The sequence below is a fragment of the Mesorhizobium sp. M1A.F.Ca.ET.072.01.1.1 genome (genome assembly GCF_004023325.1).
Lineage (GTDB): Bacteria > Pseudomonadota > Alphaproteobacteria > Rhizobiales > Rhizobiaceae > Mesorhizobium.
Window position 1 is genome coordinate 1 of sequence record NZ_RZSF01000146.1, and the last position, 16003, is coordinate 16003.

Annotated in this window: 13 protein-coding genes; 8 read left to right on the forward strand and 5 right to left on the reverse strand. The window is 63.7% G+C overall.

Annotated elements, in window-relative coordinates:
- Window positions 1–161 precede the first annotated feature (161 nt).
- Together EOA32_RS19945 and EOA32_RS19950 are read right to left on the reverse strand one after the other, a co-directional pair.
- The gene (locus tag EOA32_RS19945) at window positions 162–1544 is read right to left on the reverse strand and encodes an aspartate aminotransferase family protein (RefSeq protein ID WP_128372649.1); all 1383 of its coding nucleotides are present in this window, start codon (window positions 1542–1544) and stop codon (window positions 162–164) included.
- A gap of 1 nt (window position 1545) precedes the next feature.
- Window positions 1546–3186 (reverse strand): N,N-dimethylformamidase beta subunit family domain-containing protein, encoded by a 1641-nt coding sequence (locus tag EOA32_RS19950; RefSeq protein ID WP_095779630.1) that lies wholly within the window; start codon window positions 3184–3186, stop codon window positions 1546–1548.
- A 144-nt stretch (window positions 3187–3330) separates the two neighbouring features.
- Between EOA32_RS19950 and EOA32_RS19955 the strand changes: the two genes are divergently transcribed.
- The 3 genes from EOA32_RS19955 (at window position 3331) to EOA32_RS19965 (ending at window position 4470) form a co-directional block, all read left to right on the forward strand.
- Window positions 3331–3579 carry a ParB N-terminal domain-containing protein gene (locus EOA32_RS19955; protein ID WP_066995224.1) on the forward strand — a complete coding sequence of 83 codons (249 nt, stop codon included), beginning with the start codon at window positions 3331–3333 and terminating at the stop codon, window positions 3577–3579.
- 129 nt (window positions 3580–3708) lie between these two features.
- A complete protein-coding gene (locus EOA32_RS19960) occupies window positions 3709–4104 on the forward strand; it encodes a GFA family protein (RefSeq protein WP_095779642.1) in 396 nt (131 codons plus the stop codon).
- A 153-nt stretch (window positions 4105–4257) separates the two neighbouring features.
- Window positions 4258–4470, forward strand: coding sequence for a hypothetical protein (locus tag EOA32_RS19965; protein ID WP_067328366.1), 213 nt, complete (start codon window positions 4258–4260; stop codon window positions 4468–4470).
- A 40-nt stretch (window positions 4471–4510) separates the two neighbouring features.
- Here the strand turns inward: EOA32_RS19965 and EOA32_RS19970 are convergent, their stop codons facing one another.
- On the reverse strand, window positions 4511–5281 hold the full coding sequence (locus EOA32_RS19970; RefSeq protein ID WP_245499333.1) for a hypothetical protein: 771 nt from the start codon (window positions 5279–5281) through the stop codon (window positions 4511–4513).
- A 329-nt stretch (window positions 5282–5610) separates the two neighbouring features.
- Here EOA32_RS19970 and EOA32_RS19975 point away from each other — a divergent pair, with 329 nt between their 5' ends.
- The 4 genes from EOA32_RS19975 (at window position 5611) to EOA32_RS19990 (ending at window position 9295) form a co-directional block, all read left to right on the forward strand.
- Window positions 5611–6483 carry an undecaprenyl-diphosphate phosphatase gene (locus EOA32_RS19975; protein ID WP_066995237.1) on the forward strand — a complete coding sequence of 291 codons (873 nt, stop codon included), beginning with the start codon at window positions 5611–5613 and terminating at the stop codon, window positions 6481–6483.
- 54 nt (window positions 6484–6537) lie between these two features.
- Complete coding sequence (locus EOA32_RS19980; RefSeq protein WP_128372650.1) at window positions 6538–7323, forward strand: phosphodiester glycosidase family protein; 786 nt, start codon at window positions 6538–6540, stop codon at window positions 7321–7323.
- Between the two features lie 211 nt (window positions 7324–7534).
- Window positions 7535–8674, forward strand: a complete 1140-nt coding sequence (locus EOA32_RS19985; protein WP_095777820.1) for a GH25 family lysozyme — start codon at window positions 7535–7537, stop codon at window positions 8672–8674.
- Between the two features lie 138 nt (window positions 8675–8812).
- Entirely contained in the window at window positions 8813–9295 is a 483-nt protein-coding gene (locus EOA32_RS19990; protein ID WP_095777793.1) for a DUF2314 domain-containing protein, read from the forward strand.
- Window positions 9296–9526: 231 nt separating this feature from the next.
- Here EOA32_RS19990 and EOA32_RS19995 read toward each other — a convergent pair whose 3' ends face one another.
- The gene (locus EOA32_RS19995; RefSeq protein ID WP_095777792.1) at window positions 9527–9898 is read right to left on the reverse strand and encodes a VOC family protein; all 372 of its coding nucleotides are present in this window, start codon (window positions 9896–9898) and stop codon (window positions 9527–9529) included.
- Window positions 9899–10058: 160 nt separating this feature from the next.
- Window positions 10059–13850, reverse strand: a complete 3792-nt coding sequence (locus EOA32_RS20000) for a vitamin B12-dependent ribonucleotide reductase (protein ID WP_095777791.1) — start codon at window positions 13848–13850, stop codon at window positions 10059–10061.
- 722 nt (window positions 13851–14572) lie between these two features.
- On the opposite strand from EOA32_RS20000, the gene gltX reads away from it, so the two are divergent.
- Entirely contained in the window at window positions 14573–15946 is a 1374-nt protein-coding gene (gene gltX / locus EOA32_RS20005; protein ID WP_095827819.1) for a glutamate--tRNA ligase, read from the forward strand.
- The last annotated feature ends 57 nt before the right edge of the window (window positions 15947–16003 follow it).

The following is a 16003-nucleotide window of genomic DNA, read 5'->3' on the forward strand; positions in this document are numbered from 1 at the left end:
ATCAGCAGGTGCACCGACGGCGCTGTTCCTGCAACGTGGGCGATTGGCGAAGGCGACAGCGACATCGGATCTTCCCCCTCGCGGGGGAGATGGCCGGCCGGCCAGAGGGGGGAGCGAAGGATCGCGAACATCTCAGGACGTCTCAAAGCGCCATTTCACCCTCAGCCGGCCACCGGCAGGTCGAGTTCCTCCGCCAGCGCCTCGAGCGAGTCGCCGATGATTGCGATCATCTCGCCGATCTGCTCGCGCGTGATGATCATCGGCGGCGCTACCATGAAATTGTCGCCGTCGACGCCCCCCTTGACCTTGCGGCCATAGATGATCAGGCCGCGCGCATAGGCGTGGTCGAGCAGGCGCTGCGTTGCCTTTTTCGCCGGCGCGATCGGCGTCAGCGCCTCCGGATCGGCGACCATCTCGGCGCCGAGCAGCAAGCCCTTGCCGCGCACGTCGGCGATGAAAGGGAAACGCTTCTGCAACGCCTTCAACTCTGCGATCAGCACATCGCCCATGGTGGCGGCGTTGGCGATGAGATCTAGCCGGTCCATTTCGCTCAGCACCGCAAGGCCTGCCGCACAGGCAAGCGGATTGCCGGCATAGGTGTGGCCGTGCTGGAAGCCGCCGGAGGCGAGCAGCGGCCCGACCAGTCGCATGGGAGCAGCCAGTGCGCCGAGCGGCGCATAGCCGGAGCCCAGCCCTTTCGACAGCGCGACGATGTCCGGCTTGCAGTTCCAATGGTCGCCGCCCAAAAATTTGCCGGTGCGGCCGGCACCGCTCATCACCTCGTCATGGATGAGCAGGATGCCGTAGCGGTCGCATATCTCGCGGATGCGCGGATAGTAGCTGTCGGGCGCGACAAGGGCTGCCGTCGCCGCGCCGCCGACGGGTTCCATGATGAAGGCGAGCACGCTTTCCGGGCCCTCGGCCTGTATCTTGTCTTCGAGCATGTCGGCATAGCGGATGCCGCGCTGCTCCATCGAGAGGTTGTCGCGATCGCGCCAGGCGGCCGGCGCCGGCACCGTCGGCATCACCCGCATCAGCGGCGTAAATGTCTCGGCAAGCGCGTCGTCGCCGGTGATGGCGAGCGAACCCAGCGTGCCACCGTGATAGGACGGGAAGCGGGTGATCACCTTCCAGCGCTTCGGCTGACCGGTGGCGACCGCCCATTGCCGGGCGAGTTTGATGCAGGATTCGGTCGCTTCCGAGCCGCCCGAGACGAAGAAGATGCGGTCCATGCCTTCGGGCAGCTTGTGAGACAGTGCCCGCGCCAGTTCTTCCGCCGGTTCGTTCTCGAAATGAAGCCGATAGGCGAAGGTGGTCTTGTCCATCTGCCGCTTCATGGCGTCGAGCACGTTGCGGTTGGAATGGCCGATATTGGCGACCATCGGTCCGCTTGAACCGTCGATGAAGCGGCGGCCGTCCTTGGTCCAGAAATAGATGCCCTCGGCGCGGTCGACGAGTGGCCGGCGCAGGCTGGAGAGATAGAACAAATGCGACGGCGGCCGCGCTTCGGCTTCAGGCGAGGGCTGCACTTCCGGTGTCGGCATATCAGGACTTTCCGAGATAGCGGTCGAGAACATTCTTGGTGACGCGTTCGACCATCGCGTCCTGCCTTAGCAGGCCGGCGACCCATTCGCAGCTTCCGGCGTGGAAGACTTCGCCCTTGCCGCGCGGGAAATTGACGATCATGCCGTTGCCGCGCTTGACCTTGTCGAGATTGGCGTCGCTGGCCTCGCCGAACAAAGTCTCGGCGGTGAAGCGGCCGTCCTCGTCGGTGAGAAACTGGTCTTCGATCGGAATGTCGGCGCTTTCCTCGACCTGGCTCGCCAGGCCGACGGCCAGCACCTGCAAGCCGTCCGGCGCTCCGCTCTCCGCAGTCGGGTAGGGCAGGCCGCCGCGTATCTCGAAATCGAGCCCGTCGACCTCATAGCCATAGACATGGCTGTCGGCGCCAAGCAGGTCGCCATAATAGATGCCGGTGCCGGCGAAGGCCCAGTGCTCGGGGCGGTAAACAGGGAAGCCGCGCACGCCGCGCGGCGCGCAGCCGCCCCAGCCGGCATAGACGCCACGCGTCGCGTTGAGGCCGAAGGTAGCGCTGCCCGGACGCCCGATCTCCGGCGCTTCCCAGGAATTGGTGGCGCGGGTGATGTCGACGCCGCGATAGGCCGGGTCTTCGGCCCGCGCCCGGTATTTGTAGCAAACCTGGCGGCGGCCCTCGTCCTCCAGCCTGGTCTGCCACATGAAATTGCCGGCGAAGCGCGCCGCGTGGCCACCGCGCTCGACATAGGCGTCCACCGCGTCGCGCATCTCCCAGGTCCAGTATTCGTCGTGGCCGACGAAGACGACGCAATCATAGCCGTCGAGGATTTCCGGCGAGAAGTGCAGCTCGTGCTGGCTGGCGAGGTCGACCTGATATCCGGCGCGTTCGGCAAAGCGGAAGAAATGGCTGTCGTAGCTTGCCCAGCCGGAAGACGCGTATTTCTTCGAATGTCCCGTGGCAAAGGCCCATTCCATATGCGGATAACGCGGCACGGTCTTCGGCGGCATCGCGACTTCCAGCGGCACGCGCGGTGCATCCTTGGGCAGCACGACGAAGCCGCGGCACCAAGGGCGCTGCGTGGAGACCATCGTCGCATATCGGTCGCGGTTCGGGCCGGTGATGCCCTGATAGTGGTTGGAGCCGCCCCAGGTGTTATAGGCGAGCCAGGTGCCGGTCGCGGCGATCTGCAGCAGGCGACCAGGCTTGCGGCCGGGCAGGGGCGCGACGATGAAGAGGTGGTGGCTCTCGATCGGCGTGCCGTCCGGCCCTTCAGCCGAAAGCCTGACACGGTAAGCTCCCGACGGCCAGTCATCGCCGATGCGGAATTCGAACGAGGCTTCCCAGCCGCAGCCGTCGACCGAACATTGCTCGGGCGTTTCCTGCCAGCGCGCCGACAGTCCCGACCCATCGAAGACCTTGGTTTCATCGCCGCCGTGGCGGACGATGACAATTCTGAATTGCGGGGCCGTCGAGCTGACGAAAAGCGTCACCGTCTCGCCCGGACGATAGGAAAAGCGGTCGCTGTAGCACCAGATCTCGCCGCTCGAGCCATCCATGCCGGGCCACTCGTAATAATGCCCACGCACCGCCTCCCGGCGCTGCTCGGGCGTCAGTCCGAAATCGGGAAAGTCGGCGGGCCGTTGCGTCATGGAAAAACCGAAACCAAGAGGTCGCCATTGAGACCGTAGGGCGGCCAAGCGTCAAATGGAAACGATCGGGCCAGCAGGCGCTTGGCCTTATCCGGCAAACGGCTTATTTGATCTTCAGGCGATGTTTGAACGCCGGGAGCCAAGATGCTGCGCGTGCAAAGGGTCAAGGTCGACGACATCTATGTGCCGATGGCGAGGCGCAAGACGCTGCATCCGGAGACGGTGCGCCATCTTGCCGAGGATATCCTCGAGAACGGCATGAAGATGCCGATCCAGGTGCGCCACGACGGCAAGCGTCATGTCCTGGTCGAAGGGCTGCACCGGCTGGAAGCCGCCAAATGGCTCGGCGAAACCGAGATCGACGCCTACCTCGTCCAGGCGCGGCGCCACTGACGCCATCCTATCTGTTGCCGTGTCAGCCCGGCATCACCGTGAGCGATCGCGTCCTATCAATGCTTTTTAATTGACGCTCCGATGTTCGCCGCTACCGTGCCGGCCTTCCTGTCAATCGGGTACTTGGAAATGGCGAAATACCAGGGCGGATGCCTGTGCGGCGCAGTGCGCTATCGCGCCGAGGCCGAACCAATCAACGAGCGCGTCTGCCATTGCCGGCTGTGCCAGAAGGCGATCGGCGCCGCCTTCAATGCGCGACTCCTGTTTCGCATCGATGATGTCACGATCGAGGGGCCGGTGGCGACGGTCAATTCCTCGCCGGACCTCAAGCGTGGCTTCTGCCCGGCTTGCGGCACGACGATCTTTTCGCGACGTGACTCCAGGGGCATTCTCGGCGTCACATCCGGCTCGCTCGACGATCCGTCCGCGTTCAAGCCCGACATGCATTTCTGGACCGCTTCGAAGCAGCCTTGGGTGCGGCTGGATGACGGCCTGCCGCAATATGAGGGGGCACCGCCGGCATAGAGTTTTCCGTTCTCCCACAACAATGGGAGAAGGAAGAATGCCTGCACAAAAATTTCATCTTCGATTCACGAGATAGCCGGCAAAGCGTCATTGGCGGGCCATCATTGGCTGCCTATCTAAGCGCCACGCGGGAAGGCATCGAGGAGGCGACGGATGAGCGAGAGCAGCAACCCCCTGGACGAGCTTTTGAACGACCCGATGATCCAACTCGTGATGGAGCGAGACCGCGTGCGCCCGGCCGAGCTTCGCCTGCTCTTGGAAAAGGCTCGCGACAGGGCTGCCGACGATTCCCGCTTCGACCAGCCGGTGCTGCCGCCGGCGCATATCGTGGCCAGAAGCTGCCTGAAGCAATGGCTGTACCGCTAAAGCGCATCGCACCGAACTGACGCGCTTTAGGTCTTTCCGATCAGCTCGAATGCGCCGGCAAATAGCTGTAATGACTGCGGAGATAGGCGATTTTGTAGCCGAGCCGGGCGTAGTTGCGGTAGGCCGGACCGTCGCGTTCGGGGCGCGGCGCCTCGATGTCGGCGACGAACAGTCTTGCGCCGGCGGCTATGCCGTCGCGGACCAGCCTTTCGCCAAGCATGGCGTCGAGGTCGAAGCTCGGCGCCATGATGCCAGGCACCGGGGCGTCGATCCCGCTCCAGGCGGCGCCATCCGAGATGAACATTGAACGCACGGCAGCCACGGCGCCATCGCGTTTCAGCATGTAGTGACGCCAGCCCTCGCGGCCGACCAGGGCCATGAGCCAGGGCGAGGTGGGCAGCCTGTACCTCGCATCGATGAAGGAAGCCCATTCGGGAGCGGTCTTGGACGTAACCTCTTCGACCGACAGATCGTCTGCCGGGAACAGCGGCTCGGCAGGCAGCGGCGTTGCGTCGCGAAAAACTCGTTCCCAGTCGCTCTGATGCTGGAGCCCGCGCGCTTCCAGCCAGCAGCGCAGCCGGGAAGGCTCGGTGTGCGGGCTTGTGCAGAACCACGGCCGCAAGATGCCGGCAGCGCGGTAATGCGCCAGCAGCGAATCGAGCTGATCTTCCGTGGCCGGGCCGTCGACGCCGATGTTCTTCACGCAGTTGAAATGGATGAACGGGGATCGTCGTGCAGGTGGTCCAGACGAGGTCGCCGTCGCGGGCGAGCGACAAGCCGTGCCGCGCGGCGAATTCCGTGGGCGCGGCATCGTAGAGATCGAGCCAGGCATTGACCTCTGCGCGCTCGATGGCGCGGCTCAAATCACGCGAGACCTCCTCGATCCCGATTTCCGGATGGTGCGACACCGGCGGGACAACCGGCTGCAGTTCCGAGAGGGCGGCAGTCGACATGCTAGTCCTCCTCCGATCTGCCTTACAGTGTAAGATTAGCGCATGATAATATGGAGGCGCCTGTTGTCAAGCAGGATAAGCGGCACCTTACAAATCCGTGAATTGGCTTCGCCGTACCATGAGGCTAAGCCTGCCCTTGAGGGGCTTTGCGCATAACAATTCATTTTTCGCCGGGGAAAGGACAGGGATGACGGACGTCTGCACGCAGGGATTGGACACCGGCTTTGTCAGCCTGGGCTACGCCAAGGTGGCGTTTCTCGGCATCGTGCAAGGCATCACCGAACTGCTGCCGATCTCTTCGACGGCGCATATGCGCGTCGTGCCCGCCGTGCTTGGCTGGCAGGACCCGGGCTCGGCCTTTTCTGCGGCTATGCAACTCGCGGCCCTTGCCGCGGTGATCAGCTATTTCTGGAGCGATGTCAGGGAAGTCGCGGTGGGGTCGCTGGCGGCGCTCACGCGCCGCGACTATGCCAACCGCTATTTCCGCCTGGCGATCGGCATCGTGCTTGCCACCGTTCCGATCGTCATCGCCGGCCTTGCGCTATCCAGCGTGCTCAATGCCTGCAACTCGCCGCTGCGCGGGCTGGCCGTGATCGGCTGGGCCTGCATCGCCATGGCTGTGCTGCTTGCGCTGTCGGAAATCTATGCCCGCCACAGGCTGACCCTGGACAAGGTGTCCGTGCTCGACGCCTTGCTCGTCGGCGTGGCCCAGGTCGGCGCGCTCATTCCCGGCGTGTCGCGCTCGGGATCGACGCTGACGGCGGCGCTGGGCCTTGGCTATGCCCGCCCGGAGGCGGCGCGGCTCTCCTTCCTGCTCGGCCTGCCGGCCATCGCGTTGGCCGGCCTGAAGGAGCTTTGGGAACTGCACAAGATTCACCTCGGCGCTTATGGCTGGTCGGTCCTGGCGGTCGGCCTCGTCGTCGCCTCGATTTCCGCCTTCTTCGCCATATGGGGACTGATGCGCGTGCTCGAGCGCTTTTCCGCCTGGCCCTTCGTCATCTATCGCGGCCTGCTCGGCGTCGTGCTGCTGATCGGCGTCGCCGTCGGCTGGCTGAGCTAGAGGCTTTCACCGAATCCGCTATACCGGCACCTGAACCTTGCTTCGGGTGCGCCTATGGACATTGCAACGCTGCTGCAATCGCTGCCGTTGCTGGCAGCGCTGGTGAAATCGGCGGTGCCGGCAGTAGGCGGTGCGGGCCTGGGGCTCAGCCAATGGGTCGCAGCGCTGCCGCCGTGCCGCAATCACACCTTCGAGACCGCGACCTATCTCGTCTGCGAGACGGACCCGAAGCATTACTCGATCGAGCTGTTCTGGAAGGATCCCGACGGCAAGCTCTACCAGTCGCTGCACAATCTTCGAAGCGCGCAGCAGGCGGCCGGACGCACCATGCTCTTCGGCATCAATGCCGGCATGTACCATCCCAATCTCGCGCCTGTCGGTCTCTATGTCGAGCGAGGGCAGCAGATCGCGTCGGCGAAGACCGGGGCCGGCTCCGGCAATTTCTCGATGCAGCCCAACGGCGTCTTCTATCTTAGCGACGGCAAGGCCGGCGTTCGCGCGACGAAGGATTATTTGAAGCATTCCCCGAAGGTGGACTATGCCACCCAGTCCGGGCCGATGCTGGTGATCGACGGAAAGCTGCATCCGAAATTCCAGGCCGACAGCCCTTCGCGAAAAATCCGCGATGGCGTCGGCGTGCGTGGCGACGGCGTCGTCGTCTTCGCCATCTCGAACGATGTGGTGACTTTCCACGAATTCGCGCGCCTGTTCCGCGACGAACTCGGCTGTCCCAACGCGCTCTTCCTCGACGGCTCGATCTCCAGCCTCTATGCGCCGGCCATTGGCCGCAACGACGATTTCTGGAATCTCGGGCCGATGATCGGCGTGTTCAGGCGCTAAGCAATTCGAGGAAAACCGAGAAGCGGTGTGCCGTTCGGAAATTGCGTGGAAACAAAGGCGGAGCTTTCATTGTCGGCTCGCCTGGCGAATCGCCCCGCTGAACCAAAGGTAAATTTTGATTCAAACTTTGTTGGTAATTTCTCATTAGGAATGGGGCTCCCGGCGGCGCTGTTCCGGCCCTCGGTCTGTTTTGTTTTGCGTGCAGGTCAAGATGCGGATTTTTGGCGTCGTCAGTTTCGTGCTTGCAGGGCTTTGCCTTGCCGGCTGCTCGTCTACCTCGGGCGTCGATGCCTTGCAGATGCCGTCGAACGAGACGACCAGTTCGGTCGTGCGGCCGAGCGCGCCGGTGACGAAGGCAGTGAAGACCGCCGACGCTGCGATGACGGTGGAGACCGTTTCCATGGCGGGCGCCGCGCGCATCAGGCCGCCGGCGTCGCTCCCTGGCGACCAGAATGCTCGTGTTGACGAGGACAACGCGCGTCCAGGGGATGAGAATTCGCGTCCCTTTGGCTTGGCCGAGGAAGAGACGGTGGCATTCCCGGCGCCGGACCTGCCGGATACGGTCGAGCCCCCGGTCGAGGCCGCAGCACTCGTCTCGCCGCCGAAGCGGCTGTCGCGCGCAGCGCCCGCGATGCTGGCTGGCCCTGTTACCCGCTATGCCTTTCGCGATGCCAAACCGATCAATTTCGGGCGCGCCTCGCCCAGGCACCTTGCCGTCCATGGCGTCGACGTGTCGCGCTGGCAGGGCAATATCAACTGGCAAAAGCTGCGCGCCCAGGGCGCCAACTTCGCCTACATCAAGGCGACCGACGGCGGCGACCATCTCGATCCGATGTTCATGAAAAACTGGCGCGGCGCCGATGCCGCCGGGCTGAAGCGCGGCGCCTATCATTTCTTCTACTGGTGCCGCACCGCCGGCGAGCAGGCCGACTGGTTCATCCGCAACGTGCCGCGGGTCCAAGGCGCGCTGCCGCCGGTCATCGATGTCGAGTGGAACGGCGAGTCCTCCTGCAAGCGCCGGCCTTCGCGCCAGAAGGTGCTGGAGAAGATGCAGGTGTTCATGGACAAGCTGGAGCGCCATTACGGCCAGCGGCCCATCATCTACACGTCGCCGGATTTTTATCGTGACAATCTGCGCGGCGCTTTCCTCGACTATCCGTTCTGGTTGCGCGCGGTGGCCGCCCATCCGTCAAAGGTCTATCCGGGCCGCAACTGGCTGTTCTGGCAATATTCGGGCTCCGGCCTGTCGCATGGCGTCAGCGGCCGCATCGACCTCAATGTCTTCCACGGCGACGAGCGGCAGTGGCGCAGGTGGCTGGGCGGCGGCGAGATGGTGGCCGACGCGAATTGAGGCCGTATGCTTCACCCGGCGCGGGGCGGCGATCGACGGCAATTTCAGGATTTCTCTAACCATCGACTCACCGTCTCCCTTAGCGGCGCGGCAACGGCCTTCCGGTAACGTGTCCGTGATCGCGTCTTGGAGGGGTCTATGCGCAAACTGATTGTCACTGCCGCTGTGGTGGCCGCCGTCGGCTACGGATTTTTCAATTCGCACCTGCGCGGCAATACGCCCAACGCCAATGTGGTCGCCTATTCAACCACCGACGAGGCGATGCAGGGCGCTAAGGCCAAGGGCCACTCGACGCTACCCCGCTTCCATGAGTTGATGGCCGCCCGCACGCCTGGCACCTATACGGTCAAGTTCCCGCTGACCCAGAACGGCGCCACCGAGCATATCTGGATGCAGCTTGTGGCTTTCAGCGACGGCCGCTTCGTCGGATTGCTGGCCGACAAGCCCGTCAACGGCAACCAGTACAAGATGGGCGACCGCATGACGGTTGCCGAGGCCGATGTCGAAGACTGGATGATCCGCAACGGCAGCGACGTCTATGGTGGCTACACGGTACGCCAGGCGCTGGCCGACATGCCGAAGGAACAGGCCGCGAAATACGGGATCACGTTCAAGGATTGAAGGCGGCGCTCCCTTCTCCCCACAAGAGCGGAGGAGAGGCCGTCCATCGCGCTTTCGTCGTCCTCGGGCTTGACCCGAGGACCCATGCCGTGACCATTGCCGTAGGGCGCAGCGTGCAGAATTCTGAAACGCCGCAGCGCCTTGATGTAACGGCATGGATTCTAGGGTCTGCGCTGCGTCGCTTCGCTCCTTGCTCCGCCCTAGAATGACGAAGCCGAAGGGCATCGCCCGTCACGCCTCGTTGATCATCGCTTCGATGTTGTAACCGTCGGGATCGAGCACGAAGCAGGCGTAGTAGTTCGCCGCGTAGTCCGGACGCGGCCCGGGCGCGCCATTGTCCGCGGCACCTGCCTCCAGCGCCGCCCGATAGAACGCATCGACCTCCGCCTTGCTCTTCACCCGGAAGGCAACGTGCAGATGGGTGAGCGGCGGCTTCTCGCCCGCGCGCTGGATTTCGAACAGGCAGCCATTGCCGACATCGAAGGCCCAGAACACGCCCTCCTTGCCGAAGGAGAGGCTGTAGCCCAAGGGCGCAAAAGCCTTTTCGTAGAAGAGCTTGCTCTTCTCGAGGTCGCACACTTCGATGGTGATGTGGTCGATCATGGAAGGTCTTGGACAATCAGGCCAGTGCGGCCGGCCACGATGACGCGGCCGGCTTTGATCTATATTGGCGATGGCTGCATTTGGTTGCAACCAGATACCAGCCATCGGCCTTCAGCTTGCGAATAACTTCGCTGACTGTCAGCCTTGGCGGCATCGGGCCTCAGCTGCACCCGCTCGTCGAACCACACGTGTCGCACTTCTCGCAGGTGCCGTTCCGCACCATGGTGAAGTTGTGGCACTCCGAACATTCGTTGCCGGTGTAACCCTGGAGCAAGGACTGCTGGCGACGGGTGGCGGCTAGCTTCTTGGCCTCGGCGGCCTCGTTGGCGGCGGCGTCGGTGAAGAGCGCCTCGGCGCCGCCGGCGGCCTCGGCTTCCTCTTCCACCATCTCCTCGGCCAGTTCCCTGGCGCGCTCCTCATAGTCGCGCTTGTAGGCAAGGGCCTCGTCGCTTGCCGGCTTCAATGCCAGCACGTTGGAGCCGGCAAAGGCGGTGGGCGCTGCGCGGGCAGGGGCGGTCGTCGGGGCTGAGCCGCCAAAGCCCTTGGGGTCCGAACCGGCAGCCGACACCAGCTTCACCGGCGAGGCACCGCGATAGAGGCCCTTGGAGAAGGGCGTCGCCTTGCCTTCGGTGATGCCGCGGCCGAGCGCCGTCTTGTCGAAGTCCGACTGGTCGACATGGGCGAGGTCGTGGCGGCCGAGATAGGACACGGCAAGCTCGCGGAACACGTAGTCGAGGATCGACGTCGCGTTCTTGATCGCGTCATTGCCCTGCACCATGCCGGCCGGCTCGAACTTGGTGAAGGTGAAGGCCTCGACATATTCGTCGAGCGGCACGCCATATTGCAGGCCGAGCGAGATGGCGATGGCGAAGTTGTTCATCATGGCGCGGAAGGCAGCACCTTCCTTGTGCATGTCGATGAAGATCTCGCCGAGGCGGCCGTCGTCGAACTCGCCGGTCCTGAGATACACCTTGTGGCCTCCGACGACCGCCTTCTGCGTGTAGCCCTTGCGGCGGTTCGGCAGCTTCTCGCGGTCGCGGTAGAGACGCTCGATGACGCGCTCGACGATCTTTTCCGTCACCTGCACGGCGCGCTGCGCGGCGGGCGCCGCAATCAGCTGCTCGACCGCCTCGTCCTCGTCCTCCTCGCCGTCGGCGAGCAGCGAGGCATTGAGCGGCTGCGACAGCTTCGAGCCGTCGCGATAGAGCGCGTTGGCCTTCAGCGCCAGCTTCCAGGACAGCATGTAGGCGTTCTTGGCGTCCTCGACCGTCGCCTCGTTCGGCATGTTGATGGTCTTGGAGATGGCGCCCGAGATGAAGGGCTGCGCCGCGGCCATCATCAGGATGTGGCTCTGGATCGACAGCGAGCGCTTGCCGATCTTGCCGCAGGGGCTGGCGCAGTCGAACACCGGCAGGTGCTCGGCCTTGAGGAACGGTGCCCCTTCGAGCGTCATCGCACCGCAGACATGGATGTTGGCGGCGTCGATGTCCTTCTTGGAGAAGCCCAGCGCCGGCAGCATCTCGAAGGAAAAGTCGGAAAGCTGCTCGTCGGTGAAGCCGAGCGTCTCTTTCACCCAATCGGCGCCGAGCGTCCACTGGTTGAACACGAACTTGATGTCGAAGGCCGACTTCAGCGCCGCATTCAGCGCCGCGATCTTATCATCGGTGAAGCCCTTGGCCTTCAGCGAAGACGGGTTGATGCCGGGCGCCTGGTTGAGGTTGCCATGGCCGACGGCATAGGCCTCGATCTCGGCAATCTGGCTTTCGGAATAGCCGAGCGTGCGCAGCGCTTCCGGCACCGCGCGGTTGATGATCTTGAAGTAGCCGCCGCCGGCGAGCTTCTTGAACTTCACCAGCGCGAAGTCGGGCTCGATGCCGGTGGTGTCGCAGTCCATGACCAGGCCGATCGTGCCGGTCGGCGCGATCACGGTCGCCTGCGCGTTGCGATAGCCATGCTCCTCGCCGAGCTCGATGGCGCGATCCCAGGCGGCGCGGGCATGCTCGGCCAGCGCCTGCTGCTTCAGGTCGGAGGCGACCAGCGGCACCGGATTGACGGCGAGCTTCTCGTAGCCGTCCTTGTCGCCATAGGCGGCGCGGCGGTGGTTGCGCATGACGCGCAGCATGTTCTGGGCGTTGCGGTCATAGTCCGGGAAGGCGCCGAGCTCGGAAGCCATTTCGGCCGAGGTCGCATAGGCGATGCCGGTCATGATGGCGGTGAGCGCGGCGCAGATCGCCCGGCCCTCGTCGGAGTCGTAGGGAATGCCGGACGTCATCAACAGGCCGCCGATGTTGGCGTAGCCGAGGCCGAGCGTGCGGTAGTCGTAGGAGAGCTTGGCGATCTCCTTCGACGGGAACTGCGCCATCATCACCGAGATCTCGAGCACGACGGTCCACAGCCGAACGGTGTGCTCGTAAGCGGCGATGTCGATCGTGCCGTCTTCCTTGCGGTAGGGCAGGAGGTTGATCGAGGCGAGGTTGCAGGCCGTGTCGTCGAGAAACATGTATTCCGAGCACGGGTTGGAGGCCCGGATCGCACCGGCGGAGGCGCAGGTGTGCCAGTCGTTCATCGTCGTGTTGAAATGCAGGCCGGGATCGGCGGACGCCCAGGCGGCATAACCGATCTTTTCCCACAGGTCCCGCGCCTTCAGCGTCTTCAGCACCTTGCCGTCCTTGCGGGCGGTGAGCTGCCAGTCGCCGTCGGCCTCGACGGCGCGCAGGAAATTGTCCTTCAGCGACACCGAGTTGTTGGAGTTCTGGCCGGAAACGGTGAGATAGGCGTCAGAGTCCCAGTCGGTGTCGTAGGTCTTGAACGACATCGAGGTGTAACCCTGGCGGGCGAACTGGATGACGCGATAGATGTAGTTCTCCGGCACGGCGTCCTTCTTGGCCGCCTTGATCTCGCGCTTCAGCGCGGTGTTGAGGGCCGGGTCGAAGCAGTCGTCGCCATTGCCTTCGCAATTGACGCAGGCCTTCATGATCGCTTCGAGGTGCTTCTTGACGATCTTCGAGCCGGTCACCAGCGAGGCGACCTTCTGCTCCTCATTGACCTTCCAGTCGATGAAGTCCTCGATATCGGGATGGTCGGCGTCGACGATGACCATCTTGGCGGCGCGGCGCGTGGTACCGCCCGACTTGATTGCGCCGGCCGCGCGGTCGCCGATCTTGAGGAAGCTCATCAGGCCGGACGAGCGGCCGCCGCCGGACAGCTTCTCGCCTTCGCCGCGCAGCATCGAGAAGTTCGAGCCGGTGCCGGAGCCGTATTTGAACAGGCGCGCCTCACGCACCCACAGATCCATGATGCCGCCCTCGTTGACGAGGTCGTCCTGAACGCTCTGGATGAAGCAGGCATGCGGCTGCGGATGCTCGTAAGCCGACTTCGACTTGGTCAGCTTGCCGGTGAAGGGGTCGACATAGAAGTGACCCTGGCTCGGCCCGTCGATGCCATAGGCCCAGTGCAGGCCGGTGTTGAACCATTGCGGCGAGTTCGGCGCCACGCGCTGAGTGGCCAGCATATAGGCAAGCTCGTCGCGGAAAGCGCGGGCATCTTCTTCGGACTTGAAGTAGCCGCCCTTCCAGCCCCAATAGGTCCAGGTGCCGGACAGCCGGTCGAAGACCTGGCGAGCATCGGTTTCCGAACCATAGCGCTCGGCCTCGGGGAGCTTGGCGAGTTCGGCCTCGTCGGCAACCGAACGCCACAGGAAGGAGGGGACGTCGTTCTCCTCGACCTTCTTCAGGCGCGCCGGGACGCCGGCCTTGCGGAAATATTTTTGGGCCAGGATGTCGGCCGCGACCTGGCTGAACTGCGCCGGCACATCGATGTTGTCGAGGCGGAACACCACCGAGCCGTCGGGATTCTTGATCTCCGACAGGGCCTTGCGGAATTCGATCTCCGCGTAAGCTGCCCCTTCTTGACCTGCTTGGTCTGGCTTGGTGAAGCGACGCTCGATGCGCATTGGTCCGGTCCCTTTTGTCTACATATAGCGCTTTTCCCCAGGGATTGCTGCCCCGCCAGGCGAAAAGCACGGTCCGCCGTTTGCCGGCATCGCAGGCGACGCCGGCATTCTCCTCGTCGCGAGCAACACCGTGCAGACAAGCAAACGCCCTTCCAAGCGCTCACCCAGGCTGCAGGCCGACCCGCGGGTCCCTCAAAACTGAAACTTTTGTCGATTCCCTCGGAAGAGGGAGGTTCACACTATCTAGGGTCGAGCCTGCCTGCAAACACTAAATATAGTGTTAACAGATCATTTTTTCCAGCCCGACAATTCTCCCTTTCGCCCACCCAAGCCCCATCATACCCAACGCTTCCGCCGGCCTCGTGAACGGGCGGAAATGTGGGCAAAACGCACAAAATCCGGGAAAAAAGACCGGCTTCTGAACTCTCCGGTCACGCCCGCAACAGGAGCGCATGGCCTATAAAAAGCGACTCGTTCTGACCCGTCAAGGATTCGTTTTTGTAGGTTTTGTGACCCCAATATGTTGTGTGTCACATATGTGGATAACGGGGACAGAAAGGCGCATCGAAAAGCCTTTATTTGACGGTCCTTGCGGACGGTTCGTCGGGTTGCCCGGGGCCGGGCCCGACGGGCGGCTTTTCATTTTAGCTGGCTTGCACTATCTGTTGCCCTGCGCGGGGGCGTGTCTTGTCAAGCCTGGAAGCATTCGCTACGCCCCGCTCATGACAGTTACCGTTCGTTTCGCCCCGTCGCCGACCGGCCGCATCCACATCGGCAATGCCCGCACCGCGCTGTTCAACTGGCTCTTCGCCATGAACAACAAGGGCCGCTACATCCAGCGCTTCGACGATACAGACGTTGCCCGTTCGACGCAGGAATTCGCCGATTCAATTCTCTATGACCTGCATTGGCTCGGCATTTTTCCCGACGTTACCGAATACCAGTCGCGTCGCTTTGAAGTCTATGACGCCGCGGTGGAGCGGCTGAAGGCGGCGCGCGTGCTTTATGCCTGCTACGAAACGCCGGAGGAGCTCGACCTGCGCCGCAAGGTGCGCCGCACGCGCGGCCTGCCGCCGGTCTATGGCCGCGAGGCATTGACGCTGACGCCGGAGCAGGTGGCCGAATACGAGTCCGACGGGCGCCGGCCGCACTGGCGCTTTCTTTTGCCGAACTTCACCGGCGACCCGCTGCAGCCCGAGCGGACCGAGGTGCACTGGGACGACCTTGTGCGCGGCGAGGAGACCGTCGATCTCGCCTCACTGTCGGACCCGGTCCTGGTTCGTGAGGACGGCACTTATCTCTACACGCTGCCTTCGGTGGTCGACGACATCGAGATGGGCGTCACCCATGTCATACGCGGCGACGACCACGTAACCAACACCGGCGTGCAGATCGCCTTGTTCCAGGCGCTGGGCGCTGAGCCGCCGGTGTTCGGGCACCACAATCTCTTGACCACCGTGTCGGGTGAGGGGCTGTCGAAGCGCACCGGCGCGCTGTCGATAGAAAGCCTGCGCGAGGACGGCATCGAGCCGATGGCTGTCGCCTCGCTTGCCGTGCTCGTTGGCACATCGGAAAATGTCACGGCAGCGCACGATCTCAACCAGCTCGCCAGCCATTTCGACCCGGCCGCGACATCCAAGTCTGCCGCCAAGTTCGATCCCGACGAGCTTTTCGTGCTCAATCGCACGCTGATGCACCAAATGCCGTTCGAGGAGGCGCGCGACCGGCTGATTGTGCTTGGCATTTCCGGCGACAGGGCCGAGCCCTTCTGGCTCGCCGTGCGCGGCAATATCGACCGTTTGTCCGACGCTGTCGCCTGGTGGCGAATCCTGAGCGACGGGCCGCAGGAGCCGGCGGAATTTTCCGGCGAGGACCGTGACTTCCTCCACCAGGCGTTCGACCTGTTGCCGGAAGAGCCTTGGAACGGCACGGTCTGGAAGGATTGGACCGGCAAGATCAGGGAAGCGACGGGCCGCAAGGGCAAGCCACTGTTCATGCCGCTGCGGCTTGCCCTTACCGGGCGGTCTTCGGGGCCGGAGCTTGCAGATCTATTGCCGCTGATGGGTCGGGAAGGAACGCTGGCCCGACGACCCTGACCTTGCGCTGTTCCGGCGGCAGGGCCGAAACCGGTGACGCCGGCACCTTGGCGGTCA